The sequence below is a fragment of the Gordonia sp. 852002-51296_SCH5728562-b genome (assembly GCF_001665475.1).
In the GTDB taxonomy this organism is placed as follows: domain Bacteria; phylum Actinomycetota; class Actinomycetes; order Mycobacteriales; family Mycobacteriaceae; genus Gordonia; species Gordonia sputi.
Genome location: NZ_LZMI01000079.1, coordinates 14620 through 28939, shown reverse-complemented (window position 1 = coordinate 28939; position 14320 = coordinate 14620). Strand labels below are relative to the sequence as shown.

Genomic DNA, 14320 nt, shown 5'->3' with positions numbered 1-14320 from the left:
TGGTCGCGCGCTGCCCGGACCGGTACACATAGCCGGTGACTTTGTTCGTCGACATCACGCCCGAGGAGCAGCAGGGCGGACAACCAGGGGTCGAGAAGACCTCGACCGGCAGCAGACTTCGTTCTGCTGCACTCCAGTTCGGGCTTCCGGTGCTCTCGGTGGTTCTGTTCCTCGCCGTCTACCAAGCCGTCGCCGTCAGCGGCGTCTGGAGCGAGACGTTCGTACCTCGCCTCGGTACTGTCTGGCACGCCTTCGTCGAAATGTCGACGACGCACAACGGCGTCGTCGGATATGCCGGTTATTACTGGTGGGAACACCTGTACATGACGCTGCGTCGTGTCTTCGTCGGTGTCGTGATCGGCGTCGCCGCGGGTGTGGTCCTGGGGCTGATCATGGGGTCGATCCCGTGGGTCCGACGACTTCTCGAGCCGTGGCTGACATTCCTGCGCGCACTGCCTCCGCTGGCGTACTTCTTCCTCCTGGTCATCTGGCTGGGAATCGACGAGGCGCCGAAGATCACGCTTCTCGCGTTGGCCGCTCTTCCCCCGGCAGCGGTGGCGACCACCACGGCCGTCAGCGCCACTCCGGTCTCGCTGATCGAGGCTGCACGCGCCCTGGGGGCAAGCAGGCGTGAGGTGATCTCCGACGTCGTGATCCCGGCCGCGCTACCCGAAACATTCACGGGCATCAGGCTTTCGGTCGGCATCGCCTATTCGTCGGTGGTCGCGGCCGAGCTCTTCAACGGCATTCCCGGCATCGGTGGCGTCGTCAAAGATGCCAGCAACTACAACAACACTCCCGTCGTGCTGGTCGGCATCGTCCTCATCGGACTGTCGGGTCTCATCATCGACGGAATACTTCGGATAATCGAGCACCGCCTGGTGCCGTGGCGTGGAAAGGCCTGAACAACAATGACATTCCTGACATCGAGCGCGTCTCGTCGATCGCGGTTGCGTTCGCTCGGGGTCACCGTCGGTGCTCTCGTCGCCTCGGCCGCGGTTGTACTCACCGGTTGCTCGGTCGACAAGTCGTCCGGAGACAGCGACAAACCGACGATTCGCCTTGCCTACCAGTCCTTCCCGAGCGGCGACTTGATCGTGAAGAACAACAAGTGGCTCGAGGACGCGCTGCCGAAGTACAACATCAAGTGGACCAAGTTCGATTCGGGTGCCGACATCAACACGGCGTTCGTCGCGAAGCAGATCGACTTCGGCGCAATCGGTTCGAGCCCCGTGGCGCGTGGACTCTCCGCGCCGTTGAACATTGCCTACCAGGTCGCGTTCATCCTCGACGTCGCGGGCGACAATGAAGCTCTGGTGGCGCGCAACGGAACTGGGATCAACTCGATCGCCGACCTCAAGGGCAAGCGGGTGGCCACGGCGTTCGCATCGACCTCGCACTACAGTCTGCTCGCCGCTCTCAACCACGCCGGCGTGAACCCGAAAGACGTCAACCTGATCGACCTGCAGCCGCAGGCATCGCTGGCCGCGTGGCAGCGCGGAGACGTCGACGCCGTCTACACCTGGCTGCCGACGCTCGACGAGTTGCGCAAGTCCGGCAAGACCATCGTGACCAGCCGTGAGGTGGCCACCTGGGGCAAGCCGACGCTCGACCTCGGCGTCGTGTCGTCGGACTTCGCGAAGGATCACCCCGACGTCGTCGACACCTGGCGCAAGGCCGAAGCACGCGCGCTCAAGCAGATCCACGACGATCCGCAGGCTGCGGCCAAGGCTATTGCCGCACAGTTGAACACGACGCCCGAGGACGCGGCCAACCAGCTCAAGCAGGGCATCTACCTGACTGACGCCGAGCTGACCTCGCCGCAGTGGCTCGGCACCGAGGGCAAGCCGGGCAACGTCGCCGACAACCTGCACAGCGCCGCGGAATTCCTTGCGGAACAACAGCAGATCCCGTCGGCGCCTCCGCTGTCGACGTTCCAGAATGCGATCTACACCAAGGGGCTTCCGGGTGTCCTCACCGCACAGTGATACCAAGACCGATAGCGGCAGCAAGGTCGACGCCGAGAAGGCCGATGCTCAGAAGGCCGACGCGACGGTGACCGACAGCCAAGCGGCGTCGAGTCCCGCTGCGGCGCAGGGTGAAGGCAGCATCAGCCTGCGCGGCGTGACGCAGCGGTACGGCAAGGGCACCGACGCCGTGACCGCCGTCGGGCCGGTCGACCTCGAGGTCGACCCCGGTGAAGTACTCGTGCTCGTCGGGCCGTCGGGCTGTGGCAAGTCGACGCTCCTGAGGCTGATCGCCGGATTCGAGGACCCCGCGTCGGGCGTCGTAGAGGTCTCCGGACGAAAGCCGGTGCCCGGCAGCTCGTCTGGCGTGGTGTTTCAGCAGCCGAGGCTGTTTCCGTGGCGCACCGTCGGAGGCAACGTCGACCTCGCGTTGAAGTACGCAGGCGTCCCGCGTTCGGATCGGCCGGCACGTCGGGAGGAACTGCTCGCGCGAGTGGGATTGTCCGACACGGCGAATCGTCGAATCTGGGAGATCTCGGGTGGTCAGCAGCAGCGCGTCGCCATCGCGCGTGCGTTGGCAGGCGACACGTCGTTGCTCCTGCTCGACGAGCCGTTCGCGGCTCTCGACGCACTGACTCGAGAGACGCTTCAGGAGGATGTTCGCACTGTGAGTGCGGAGCTGGGTCGCACGAATGTCTTTGTGACGCACAGTGCGGAGGAGGCCGCGTTCCTCGGATCGCGGATCGTGGTGTTGACCAGCCGTCCCGGTCGGGTGGCGCTCGACATCTCGTCGCCGATTCCGCGTACCGGTGTCAGCGCCGACGACATCAGGGACTCCGCCGAGTACACCGTCCTACGCACCGAGATCGCGAGCGCGGTCAAGAGTGCGGCGCGCGGCGAATCCACGGGGAAGAAGTGAGTGTCGGGGTTTTTATCGCGCTGCGGTAAACCCTGTTCGGTCTGCTCGTCGGTGACTAAACAGGTGATGTGAGCACAACCTCCCACCTCATCGCACCCGCCGGCACGCTTCGCGCTGCCGATCGGTGTCGTGTGTGGGACTCTGTTGTCGACGGTGGGTCGGCGCGGACCACGGCCTTTCAGGAGCAGCAGGGGTACGCGCAGATGATTCACCGGATGACATGGGCAGACGGCAGCCACCACGGCTCGCCGCCGGTCTCTCTCGGACTCGCAACCACTTAACGACTCCCCGAGAAGGACCCACCATGACCATTTCACTTCCTGAATCCTCACGTACCGGCGCGCAAGCCCCGCTTGATTCGACGCCTATTGATCCGACGGCAACGGTCGCGTCGGGTGTCGAGTTCGACATCGACGAATTCGGCCCACGATTCGGCGCCGAAATCCGCGGCGTCGACGTCGCCTCGGCCTCCGACGACGAGATCCGCGCCATCCGGGCCGCGCTGATCGAGTACAAGGTGATCGTGCTGCGCGACCAACAGCTCGACGACGCATCGCACGTCGAATTCGGCCGTCGCATAGGCGATCTCACCGCGGGACACCCCGTGTGGAACAGCGGCGACGTGCCCGCCGAGGTGTACTCGCTCGACAGCACCGACAACGGTTTCGCCGACGTCTGGCACACCGACGTCACGTTCATGCCCCGACCGCCAATGGGCTCGATCCTGCGCCCGGTTGTGTTGCCGCGCAACGGAGGCGACACGAACTGGGCCGACGCGGAGCTCGCATACGAGTCGCTGTCGGCTCCGGTGCAGCGCCTCGTCGAAGATCTTTCTGCCGTGCACGACGGTAACCGGGAGTTCGGCTACTACCTGAAGCAGCGTCGTGGCGGTCGCGGAAACGTCTGGGACGGAAAGGAAGTCACCGAGTTGGTTCCGGTGACCCACCCCGTCGTGCGAGTGCATCCGGAGACCGGGCGCAAATCGCTGTTCGTCAACCCGGGCTTCACGTCGCACATCGAGGGCGTGTCCGACGCCGAGAGCCGCGGCATTCTGGATCTGCTCTACGCGCACCTGACGAAGCCGGAACACATTGTGCGACACCGCTGGCGCCTCGGCGACCTGGTGCTGTGGGACAACCGCAATACCCTGCACTATGCGAACCGCGACTACGGCGACAACCGCCGAGTGATGCACCGCATCACGCTCCGCGGCGACGAGCCGCTTGGCCCGTCGGCCGCTGGTTGAGCCGGCGCGAGCGTAGCGAGGATCCGGGTCAGTTCGACCAGCGGGCTGGGGCCGTGTTCCGCTGGTTGAGCGGGCGTGAGCGTAGCGAGGATCCGGGTCAGTTCGACTAGCGGGGTGGCTGGGCTCGTCTTCCGCTGGTTGAGCGGGCGCGAGCGCAGCGAGCACCCGAGTCGAAACCACTTTGGCGGATTCAGCTCGAGCAGCGGGCCGGGCCCGTCTTCCGCTGGTTGAGCGGGCGCGAGCGCAGCGAGCACCCGAGTCGAAACCACTTTGGCTGGGCAGCTCGGCCAGCGGGGTGGTCTCGACAAGCTCGACCAGCGGGTGGTCTCGACAAGCTCGACCAGCGGGTGGTCTCGACAAGCTCGACCAGCGACGGGTGCGCTCGACCGGCGACGCGTCCAGCTCGACCAGCGGGTGGTCTCGACAAGCTCGACCAGCGGGTGGTCTCGACAAGCTCGACCAGCGATGGGTGCGCTCGATCGGCGGGTGGTCTCGACAAGCTCGACCAGCGATGGTGCGCTCGGCCAGCGGGTTCGGCTCGACCAGCGGGTTCAGCTCGACCAGCGACAAGTGCGCTCGACCAGCGACGGGTGCGTTCGGCCAGCGGGTGGTCTCGACAAGCTCGACCAGCGACAAGTGCGGCGCGCGGAGTATTCAACCAAAGGGTTGACAATCCAATGGCCCCGTCGCACACTCGTATTCAACCAAACGGTTGAGGAGGACGAGTGGCAGACGAGCTGTCCAAGGTATTCGCCGCACTGGCAGACCCGACCCGGCGTGACATGGTCGCGCGGCTCGCGGTCGGCGACGCGACGGTCGGTCAGCTCGCCGAGCCCTATGACGTCAGCATCCAGGCGGTCTCGAAGCATCTGAAGGTGCTCGAAGACGCAGGCCTGGTGACCCGCACCCGGGAGGCGCAGACCCGTCCTGTCCACCTGGAAGCCGAGGTATTCGACCTCATGACCAAGTGGATCGAGCGGTATCGCCGCGCGGCCGAGGAGCGCTATCAGCGTCTCGACGTCGTATTGGCAGAGATGAACAACTCGACGATGGACGACGCAGAGAAGAACGACGCGGTTCGCCGTGGCGACGAGACACCGATGAAGAAGGGCAAGGCATCATGAGCACGCAGACGCGCTATCCGGAAGCCACCATCGAGGCCGACAGGGAGGTGCCGATCATCCGCATCACACGCGACTTCCGCGGCACCCCAGCACAATTGATGAAAGCACACACCGATCCCGAGCTGTTCGTGCGCTGGGTGGGGCCGCACTCGATCAGTAGCAGAATCGTCGAGTGGGACGTCCGCAACGGTGGGAGCTGGCGCTATGTGTCATCGCGTGACGACGACGAATTCGCCTTCCGCGGTTGCTTCCACACCGTGTCCGACGACACGATCGTGCAGACCTTCACCTGGGAGGGCATGCCCGATCAGGTGGCGCTGGAGACGCTGAACTTCGAGGACCTCGGCGACGGCACCACGCGCCTGCACGCCCAATCCCTTTGCGACAGTTTCGAAGCCCGCGACGGCTGGTTGTCGTCGGGCATGGAGGTCGGGGTCAACGAGGGCTACGCCAAGCTCGACGGCCTGCTGGGTGAACTCTGACATGACGTCGATCACCGAGCTCACCCCGGCCGACCGGCATCGCATCGTCGCGAACGGATTCGCCGAAGAGGTTGCAGCAGTAGAAGACTGGGATGCTCCGACGCCCATCGATGGATGGGTGGCGCGCGACGTCGTCGCTCATCTCGTCGACTGGTTCGCGGGCTTCCTCGCCGCCGGGGGAGTGCAGCTACCCGACGGCCCGACAGTCGCCGACGACCCACTCGCCGCCTGGCAGGCGCGCAGCGCGGCGATCGGGGAATTGCTCGACGGCCCGTCGTCGGACTCGGCTTTCGCGCACCCGATGGTCGGTGAACATCGCCTCGCCGACGCGGTCGATCAGTTCTATACGGCCGACGTCTTCATGCACACGTGGGATCTCGCGGCGGCGGGAGGTCGCGCCCCCGACCTCGACCCCGTGTTCGCGCAACGACTGCTCGACGGCATGACCGGTATCGAGGAGCTGCTGCGATCCTCAGGTCAGTACGGACCGGCGGTGCCCGTCGACGACGACGCCGATCCGGTCACGCGGCTCGTCGGATTCATCGGTCGCGATCCCGCCTGGCGTCCTTGAGTCCAGCGGCGAACGCAGTCGTGAACCCGGCGCCCGCGACGTCGACGGGAGTACCGTGGAGAAGGTGCCAGAGGAGAACTTCACCACATCCAACTCCCAAACCACCGAAAGTCGCCCACCCTCACCAAGAACCGTCGGTGAGCTGCGTGCCAGCGGCCATGTGCAGCGCAGTGTGCGTGACGAGATCCGCCACAATCTGCTCACCGCGCTTCGCGAGGGCGACGACCCGTGGCCGGGAATCGTCGGGTTCGAGGCAACGGTCATCCCGCAGCTCGAGCGTGCGCTGATCGCAGGCCACGACGTGGTCATGCTCGGCGAACGCGGTCAGGGCAAAACGCGCATTCTGCGCACATTGGTCGGCCTGCTCGACGAGTGGACGCCGGTCATCGAGGGCTCTGAACTCGGCGAGCATCCGTACGAGCCGATCACGCCCGCGTCGGTTCGACGTGCGGCCGCACTTCTCGACGAGCTCCCGATCGAGTGGCGTCACCGTAGCCAGCGCTACAGCGAGAAGCTCGCGACACCCGACACCTCCGTTGCCGACCTCGTCGGCGACATCGACCCCATGAAGGTGGCCGAGGGGCGCAGCCTCGGCGATCCGGAGACCATCCACTTCGGACTCATTCCCCGTGCGCACCGTGGCATCGTCGCCATCAACGAGCTGCCCGACCTTGCCGAACGCATCCAGGTCTCCATGCTCAACGTGATGGAGGAGCGCGACATTCAGGTGCGCGGCTACACGCTGCGGCTCCCACTCGACGTGCTGGTCATGGCGAGCGCGAACCCCGAGGACTACACCAACCGCGGCCGCATCATCACACCACTCAAAGACCGCTTCGGCGCCGAGATCCGGACGCATTACCCACTAGAACTCGACGACGAGATCTCCGTCATCGAGCAGGAAGCCGACCTCACGGCGACGGTTCCGACGTTCATCACCGAGATCCTCGCCCGCTTCACCCGCTACGCGCGTGACCATCCGTCGATCGATCAGCGGTCGGGCGTCTCGGCGAGGTTCTCGATCGCGGCCGCAGAGACCGTCGCCGCCGCAGCGTTGCATCGCGCCACCGTGACCGGGGAGGACGTGCCCGTTGCGCGCGTCGTCGACCTCGAATCGGTGATTGAGGTGCTGCGCGGCAAGATCGAGTTCGAGTCGGGTGAGGAGGGGCGCGAGCTCGAGATCCTCGAGCACCTGCTCCGCAAATCCGTCGCTGACACCGTGCGCGCACACCTCGGCGGCATCGACATGGCGCCGCTCGTCGACGCCCTGGAGAACGGAGAGCCCGTCGTCACCGGCGACAGGGTCACGGCGTCGGACTTCTTGGCGTCGATCCCCTCACCCGAGACGACGGCCGGTGTCCTCGACGGCATCGCCGAGCGTCTCGACGCCGAGGCCGACGGTGAGCGTGCGAGCGCACTCGAATTGGCGCTCGAGGGACTATTTCTGGCCCGTCGCATCGGCAAGGAAGCCGACGACGAGGGGCAGACCATCTACGGCTGATCTCGGCCGTACGACATCGGGCTGGACGTATACACATGGCTCAGAAGAACTTTCACCGTTCGCGCTATCAGCGGTACACCGGTGGCCCCGACCCGCTTGCGCCGCCGGTCGATCTCCGCGAAGCGCTCGAGGAGATCGGCGACGACGTGATGGCGGGGGCGTCGCCGCAGCGCGCGTTGCGCGAATTCCTGCGGCGCGGGACTCAGGACATGCGCGGGCTGGACAAGCTGCGCGAAGAGGTCAACCGTCGGCGGCAGGAGCTGTTGAAGCAACGGAACCTCGACGGAACGTTCAATGAGATCCGCGAGCTCCTCGACCGCGCGGTACTCGAGGAGCGCAAGCAACTCGCACGCGACCTCGACGACGACGCGCGTTTCGCCGAGATGCAGATCGGGAGTTTGCCGCCGTCGACCGCCCAGGCCGTCGAGGAACTGTCGGAGTACAACTGGCGGAGTCCTCAGGCGCGCGAGGACTTCGAGAAGATCAAGGATCTGCTCGGGCGAGAACTGCTCGACCAACGTTTCGCGGGCATGAAGGAAGCGCTCGAGGGTGCCACCGATCAGGACCGTGAGGCCATCTCCGAGATGCTCACCGACCTCAACAAGCTTCTCGACGCCCACAATCGTGGCGAGGACACCAGTGAGCAATTCGACGACTTCATGCGCAAACACGGCGACTACTTCCCCGAAAACCCGCGCAACACAGAAGAACTCATCGACTCGCTCGCACAACGTGCCGCCGCGGCACAGCAGTTCTACAACTCGCTCACGCCCGAACAACGAGCAGAACTCGATCAGCTCGCGCAGCAGGCGTTCGGGTCACCCGACTTGATGAATCAACTCGCGCAAATGGATTCGGCGCTGCGCGAGGCAAGGCCGGGCCTCGATTGGGATGGCGGCGAGTCGTTCTCGGGTGATCAGCAGATGGGACTGGGGCAGGGTGCGGCGGCGCTGCGCGACATCTCCGAACTCGACGCGCTCTCCGAGCAACTCTCGCAGCAGTACGCCGGCGCGCGCATGGACGATATCGACCTCGACGCCCTCGCACGACAACTCGGCGACCAGGCGGCCGTCGACGCCCGAACACTCGCCGAGCTCGAGAAGGCGTTGACCGAGCAGGGATTCTTCGACCGCACGTCTGACGGGACTCTGCGGCTGAGCCCCAAGGCGATGAGGCAGTTGGGGCAGACCATCTTTCGTGACATCGCCGACCAGATGTCGGGGCGTCGGGGTGACCGACAGACTCGCAAATCAGGATTGCTCGGCGAGCCGACCGGGGCGACGCGCGAGTGGGAGTTCGGCGACACCGACCCGTGGGATGTCACGAGAACTGTCTCGAATGCGGTGTTGCGCACCATCTCCGAGAGTTCCGATCCCGTGAACGCGCCGTCGGCGATGGCTCGCGAGGGTGTGCACATTTCGGTCCGCGACGTCGAAGTCGCCGACACCGAGGCGCGGACACAGGCCGCGGTGGTGCTGCTGGTCGACACGTCGTTCTCAATGGAGATGGAAGGTCGCTGGACGCCGATGAAGCGGACCGCGATCGCGCTGAATCACTTGATCTCCACCAGGTTTCGCAGTGACGAACTCGAAGTGATCGCGTTCGGACGATATGCCCGCAGCATCGACATCGCCGAACTCACCGGCCTGCAGCCACGGATGGAACAGGGAACCAACCTGCACCACGCACTGTTGCTCGCCCAACGGCACCTGCGGAGATTCCCCAACGCGCAGCCGGTGGTCCTCGTCGTCACCGACGGTGAGCCCACCGCGCACCTCGACCCGAGCGGCGAGCCGTTCTTCTTCTATCCGCCGCACCCGCAGACCATCGCGCTCACCGTGCGCGAACTCGACCACGTCGCACGGATGGGTGCGCAGGTCACGTTCTTCCGGCTGGGGGAGGACCCCGGCCTCGCGCACTTCATGGACCAGATCGCCCGCAGGATCGGCGGTCGGGTGGTGGCCCCAGACGTCGACGGACTCGGCGCCGCGGTGGTCGGAGACTACCTGCGGTCACGGCGTCCGCGCCGCGGTTGATCGGCGCGTGAGGCGGATCTCGGAGAAATCAGGGGACGAGTCAGGGTATTTCAGGGTGTCGGGCGCCGCATGCGATCACTAACGTCGACGGTATGAGCGTTCCCGCCGAACTGCCAGAGCCCGAACTGCCAGAACCCGATTCGACTGGGCATGACCCGGCAGCTCCTGAATCGACCGGGCCGGATCTGACAAAGCCCGAGTCGGGCAAGCCTGAGCCGGCCAACGCTGAGCAGGCAAACGCTGAGCCCGCCAAGCCCGACCTGACCAAGCTCGGTCCCGCCCAGCACGAGGCCGCGGCTCCCGGCGGTACGCCTGCGCCCGATCACCGACTCAGAGCGGCCGACGCCGACCGCGAACTCGTGCACCAGATCCTCTCCGCGGCGATGACCAGCGGCGCGCTGACGCCGAGCGAATACGAGGAGCGGGCGCTGAAGGCCTCTACCGCAAAGACTTTCGGCGATCTCGACGCATTGACCGACGACCTTCCCGTCGGGAAACTCGGTGTACCCCTGCCGCGACCCGGCGACCCGTACCCGACGGGCGTGACGCGTCCCGGCACGGGGTCGGGGCGTAAGCCGGTGCGTCATCGACTCGCGATCATGTCCGGCTCGGAGCTGAAAGGCCGTGCGGCGGTTGCTGATCAGCTCGAGGCGACCGCGATCATGGGCGGCGTCGAGATCGACCTGCGAGAGGTCGAGTTCACCGAACCGGTGCTGACTGTCCAGTGTGTGGCGATCATGGGTGGCGTCGACGTCATCGTGCCGCCGGATGTGACCCTCGAGGTCGGTGGTCTCGCCATCATGGGCGGATTCGAGAGCAAAGCCGAGGGGCCCGGGCGCCCCGGCGCTCCGACTGTCCACGTCACCGGATTCGCGTTGATGGGCGGAGTGGACGTCAAGCGCAAGGAGCGTCGTTGATCGCGGTGCTGTTGATCGTGCCCGCGCGGTGTCGCTGATCGCACCCGCGCGGTGCTGTTGGTCGCGCTCGCGCGGTGCTGTTGATCGCGCTCGCGGGGTCGTCAGTCGATGCGACCGTAGATCATCCGCAGGATGGCGACGGTGAGTGTGTCGAGAGCGTCGTCCGCGGGGACCGTGACCGCAGGAACCGTGCCCGCGGACGATGTCAGTTCGCTCAGGCCTGCGTCGCGCATCACGGCCACCAGGTTTGCCAGATTGGCGGCTGGCGGACCGTCGGGCGCCAGCCCCGCTGATCGATCGCGCTCGATCTTGGCGGCGAGTCGTTCGACGAATCGGGCGCGTGCTCGCGCGAGGAAGTCCTGTAGCGGCGCGTAACCGGAGGTGTATCCGGTCCGGGCTGCGCACGCCATGATCGATCCGTTCGTCTGCCAGATCGCGGCGACGGCGTCGAGTTGCTCGCGCAGGCCGTCGGGGTCGGGTCCGACGGCGTCGAACCAGTCGTGAGTGCTGGCGAAGTCGTCCCAGATCCGTTCCATGAGCGTCGTGAGGACGGCCTGCTTCGACGGAAAGTAGAAGTAGAAGCTCGTTCGTGAAATGCCTGCCGCAGAAGAGATGTCGTCGATGGTGACGTCGTCGATCGGATGGTCGGCGAGAAGTGAACGCATCGCGCTCAGAATCTGATCTTCACGCTCGTCGCCCTTGGTGCGAGCACCTCTACGGCGGGCCGGGTTGGCCTGCGAATCGTCGGGCGCCTTGGTCGTCATACCTCCATAGTAGGAAATCCGGACAATTTCGACTAGTCGTCGACAAAAATCGACGAAGCGTCGATTTTGTTCTAGATTGTCCCGTATGACACAAGCGGCAGCTCCGGAGCAGGCACCCTCGAAGGTGCGCTCGTCGACAGCACTGATCGTCGTTGCCGCGGCGGCGTCGGTGCTGTTGCTCTCGATGATTCAGACCCTCGCGGTGCCCGCGCTGCCGCAGATCGGTGAGCAGCTCGGCGTCTCGCTGACGACTGTCGGATGGGTGACCACGGCGACGATGCTGGCGGCGTCGGCATTCACTCCGCTGTTCGGGCGTCTCGGCGACGTCTACGGGCACAAGCGAGTGATCGTCGCGGTGCTGCTGATCACCTTGGTGGGCAGTCTCATTGCGGCGCTGGCGAATTCGATCGACTTGCTCATCGTCGGTCGCGTGTTGCAGGGTGCGAGCTTCGGACTCTTCCCGCTGGCGATCAGCGTGCTGCGGCAGGAGCTGCCCCGCGAACGTCTCACCGGGGCGATGGCGATCACGGCGTCGTCGTTGGGAGTCGGTAGCGGGCTGGCGCTCGTGGCAACAGGTCTGCTGACACAGGGCGGCGCCGACTACCGGCGCATCTTCTGGCTGTGTGTGGCGATGTCGGCCGTCGTTCTGGTGCTCGTGATCTTCGCGATTCCGTCTCGACCGGGAACGGGCGGTCGCGTCGACTACTTCGGTGCGCTGGTGCTCGCGATCGGTCTGGTGTGCCTCCTGCTGCCGACGTCGCAGGGCCACACGTGGGGCTGGGGGTCGGCACGTGTGATCGGCCTCTACGTCGCCGCCGTCGTCGTGCTCGGCGGCTTCTGGATACTGCAGAGTCGACGCGGCGAGCCGCTGGTGTCCGTCGACCTGCTCAAGCAGCGAGCAGTTCTCGCCACGAACGTCGCGTCGCTGTGCGTCGGGTTCGCGATGTTCAGCGTGTTCCTCGGCGCGACGTACTTCGTGCAGACGCCGGATGCGTTGGCGGGCTACGGCTTCGGCGCCTCTGTCCTACGGACCAGTGTGGCGTTCATGCTTCCCGGCGCGATCGTGTCGATCCTCGTAGGCCCGGTCGCGGGCGGACTGGTCGGCCGTGTGGGTCCCCGCATCGTGCTGCTCGGTGCGAGCGTGATCGGCGTGGTCGGAATGCTGATGCTGACCTTCTTGCACGAGAACACCGGCGAGATGATCGCCGGCCTCATCGTTGCGAATGTGGCTGTGGCCGCGGCATATTCGGCCATGCCTGCGCTCCTGGTCGAAAATGTCGAGCCGCATGAAACCGGCATCGCCAATTCGATCAACTCCATCATGCGCACGGTCGGTGGCGCGATCGGCAGCGCGGTCATCATCACCGTGCTCGCTGCCGAGGTCGCGATTCACGTCGTGGGTGGCACCGCGGTCTCGCTTCCGACGGAGAACGCCTACCGCGCCGCGTTCCTGCTCGGCGCCGGAGCGTTCGCGCTCGCTGCCCTGCTCGCGGCCTTCGGGATTCCACGTCGAAGCCCGCACCACCTGACGGCGCACCAGCGTGAAGAAGAGATCGCGCTCGGTGCCGCGGGCGAGTTCGCGACCGGGTCCGTCGACGTCGACTGACGATCTGGCTCGAGTTGCGTGGGACACAGGGGTACAAAAATGCCCCCGAGCGTCCCACGCAACTGAGGGGATTCCGCCGCAACTCGGTCGCTCAGGCCAGCAACCACGCGATCACCGCGATGACGGGGATCGATACCAGGGTGGTGAGCAGTGCGGTGTCGCGCGCGAGTACCTGCCCCCGCCGGTACCGCGTCGCGTAGACCAGCACGTTCTGGGCGGTCGGCAGCGCCGCGATCACGACCTGTGCGAACAACGTGTGTCCTGACTCGCCGAACCCCCATCGCGCGATCACGTAGACCAACGTGGGCATGAACAGCATCTTGAGTACGGTCGCGAGTGCGACCTCGCGCCGCGGACTCTGCCCCTTCTTGAACAGCGGCACGCCTGTCAGCGACATTCCGAATGCCAGGAGCGCCGCGGGCACCGACGCACTGCCGAGCATTTTCATCGGTTCGAGGATCGCGGTGGGCGGATGCCACCCGATCAGCGAGACGACCACTCCGATCAGCCCGCCGATCACGATCGGGTTGGTCAGGGGGAGTCGCAGGGTGTCGCGCAGCACCGACTTTCCCGCGGTGCGGTCCAACGCGGTGACGTCGAGGACGCCCAACGCCAGCGGCGAGTAGATCAGAATCTGAAACAGCAGCAACGGCGCGATGAACGAGGCGTCGTCGAGAACGAAGATCGCTATCGGTAGACCGAGATTGACGCTGTTGACGTACGACGACGAGAGCGCGCCGATGGTCAGCTCCGGCACCTCGCGACGTCGCAGCACCCCGCGCGCGATCACGATGTAGAGCGTTCCGGTCGCAAACGCCGAGACTCCTGCGATGACGAGCGTCGACGAGAAGATGACCGAGAGGTCGGAGGTCACCAGCGACGAGAACAGCAGCGCCGGCGTGCAGACGAAAAACACCAGTCGCGACATCACGTCATGGGCGTGTTCACCGAGGATCTGCGTCCGGCCCAGGGCGAATCCGATGGCCACCAGAATGAAGATGACGGTGAAACCTGAGACGACGCCTGACACTCGGATGAGTGTATGCAGCCGGGCTTGTGCGCTTTTCACTAAGCTGGCGGCAGCATTGGAGTGACCACGCCCTGCGGGGCGTGCCCGGTCCCTCTGACAGTACGGTCGGTGCGGCGATAACGCCGACGGCGATCCCAACGAGGGAACCCAAAGGGGC

General features: G+C 65.6%; 14 protein-coding genes. 12 read left to right on the top strand and 2 right to left on the bottom strand.

Translation table 11 applies throughout. The annotated features are described in order from the left end of the window. The first annotated feature begins 35 nt into the window (after window positions 1–35). The 11 genes from A5766_RS14290 (at window position 36) to A5766_RS14235 (ending at window position 10763) form a co-directional block, all read left to right on the top strand. Window positions 36–905 (top strand): ABC transporter permease, encoded by an 870-nt coding sequence (locus A5766_RS14290; RefSeq protein WP_005207288.1) that lies wholly within the window; start codon window positions 36–38, stop codon window positions 903–905. A gap of 6 nt (window positions 906–911) precedes the next feature. Next, entirely contained in the window at window positions 912–1988 is a 1077-nt protein-coding gene (locus A5766_RS14285) for a taurine ABC transporter substrate-binding protein (RefSeq protein WP_005207287.1), read from the top strand. A gap of 67 nt (window positions 1989–2055) precedes the next feature. Continuing rightward, a complete protein-coding gene (locus tag A5766_RS14280; protein ID WP_039856210.1) occupies window positions 2056–2886 on the top strand; it encodes an ABC transporter ATP-binding protein in 831 nt (276 codons plus the stop codon). 68 nt (window positions 2887–2954) lie between these two features. Beyond that, window positions 2955–3167, top strand: coding sequence for a hypothetical protein (locus A5766_RS14275; RefSeq protein WP_005207285.1), 213 nt, complete (start codon window positions 2955–2957; stop codon window positions 3165–3167). A gap of 23 nt (window positions 3168–3190) precedes the next feature. Then, the gene (locus tag A5766_RS14270; protein WP_005207284.1) at window positions 3191–4132 is read left to right on the top strand and encodes a TauD/TfdA dioxygenase family protein; all 942 of its coding nucleotides are present in this window, start codon (window positions 3191–3193) and stop codon (window positions 4130–4132) included. A gap of 725 nt (window positions 4133–4857) precedes the next feature. Continuing rightward, window positions 4858–5256, top strand: a complete 399-nt coding sequence (locus tag A5766_RS14260) for an ArsR/SmtB family transcription factor (protein ID WP_064905133.1) — start codon at window positions 4858–4860, stop codon at window positions 5254–5256. Beyond that, window positions 5250–5738 (top strand): SRPBCC family protein, encoded by a 489-nt coding sequence (locus A5766_RS14255; RefSeq protein WP_064905185.1) that lies wholly within the window; start codon window positions 5250–5252, stop codon window positions 5736–5738. Before A5766_RS14260 ends, A5766_RS14255 begins: the two co-directional genes overlap by 7 nt. 1 nt (window position 5739) lies before the next feature. After that, window positions 5740–6309 (top strand): maleylpyruvate isomerase family mycothiol-dependent enzyme, encoded by a 570-nt coding sequence (locus A5766_RS14250; protein WP_064905131.1) that lies wholly within the window; start codon window positions 5740–5742, stop codon window positions 6307–6309. 55 nt (window positions 6310–6364) lie between these two features. Continuing rightward, on the top strand, window positions 6365–7810 hold the full coding sequence (locus tag A5766_RS14245) for a sigma 54-interacting transcriptional regulator (RefSeq protein ID WP_005207280.1): 1446 nt from the start codon (window positions 6365–6367) through the stop codon (window positions 7808–7810). 35 nt (window positions 7811–7845) lie between these two features. Beyond that, window positions 7846–9846, top strand: a complete 2001-nt coding sequence (locus A5766_RS14240) for a vWA domain-containing protein (protein WP_064905128.1) — start codon at window positions 7846–7848, stop codon at window positions 9844–9846. A 260-nt stretch (window positions 9847–10106) separates the two neighbouring features. Beyond that, window positions 10107–10763 (top strand): DUF1707 SHOCT-like domain-containing protein, encoded by a 657-nt coding sequence (locus A5766_RS14235; RefSeq protein ID WP_231894655.1) that lies wholly within the window; start codon window positions 10107–10109, stop codon window positions 10761–10763. A gap of 101 nt (window positions 10764–10864) precedes the next feature. Here A5766_RS14235 and A5766_RS14230 read toward each other — a convergent pair whose 3' ends face one another. Then, the gene (locus A5766_RS14230) at window positions 10865–11527 is read right to left on the bottom strand and encodes a TetR/AcrR family transcriptional regulator (RefSeq protein ID WP_064863812.1); all 663 of its coding nucleotides are present in this window, start codon (window positions 11525–11527) and stop codon (window positions 10865–10867) included. 85 nt (window positions 11528–11612) lie between these two features. On the opposite strand from A5766_RS14230, the gene A5766_RS14225 reads away from it, so the two are divergent. Further along, entirely contained in the window at window positions 11613–13133 is a 1521-nt protein-coding gene (locus tag A5766_RS14225; RefSeq protein WP_051993946.1) for an MFS transporter, read from the top strand. A gap of 91 nt (window positions 13134–13224) precedes the next feature. On the opposite strand, the gene A5766_RS14220 is transcribed toward A5766_RS14225, so the two are convergent. Continuing rightward, complete coding sequence (locus tag A5766_RS14220) at window positions 13225–14163, bottom strand: AEC family transporter (RefSeq protein ID WP_064905123.1); 939 nt, start codon at window positions 14161–14163, stop codon at window positions 13225–13227. Window positions 14164–14320: the final 157 nt, after the last annotated feature.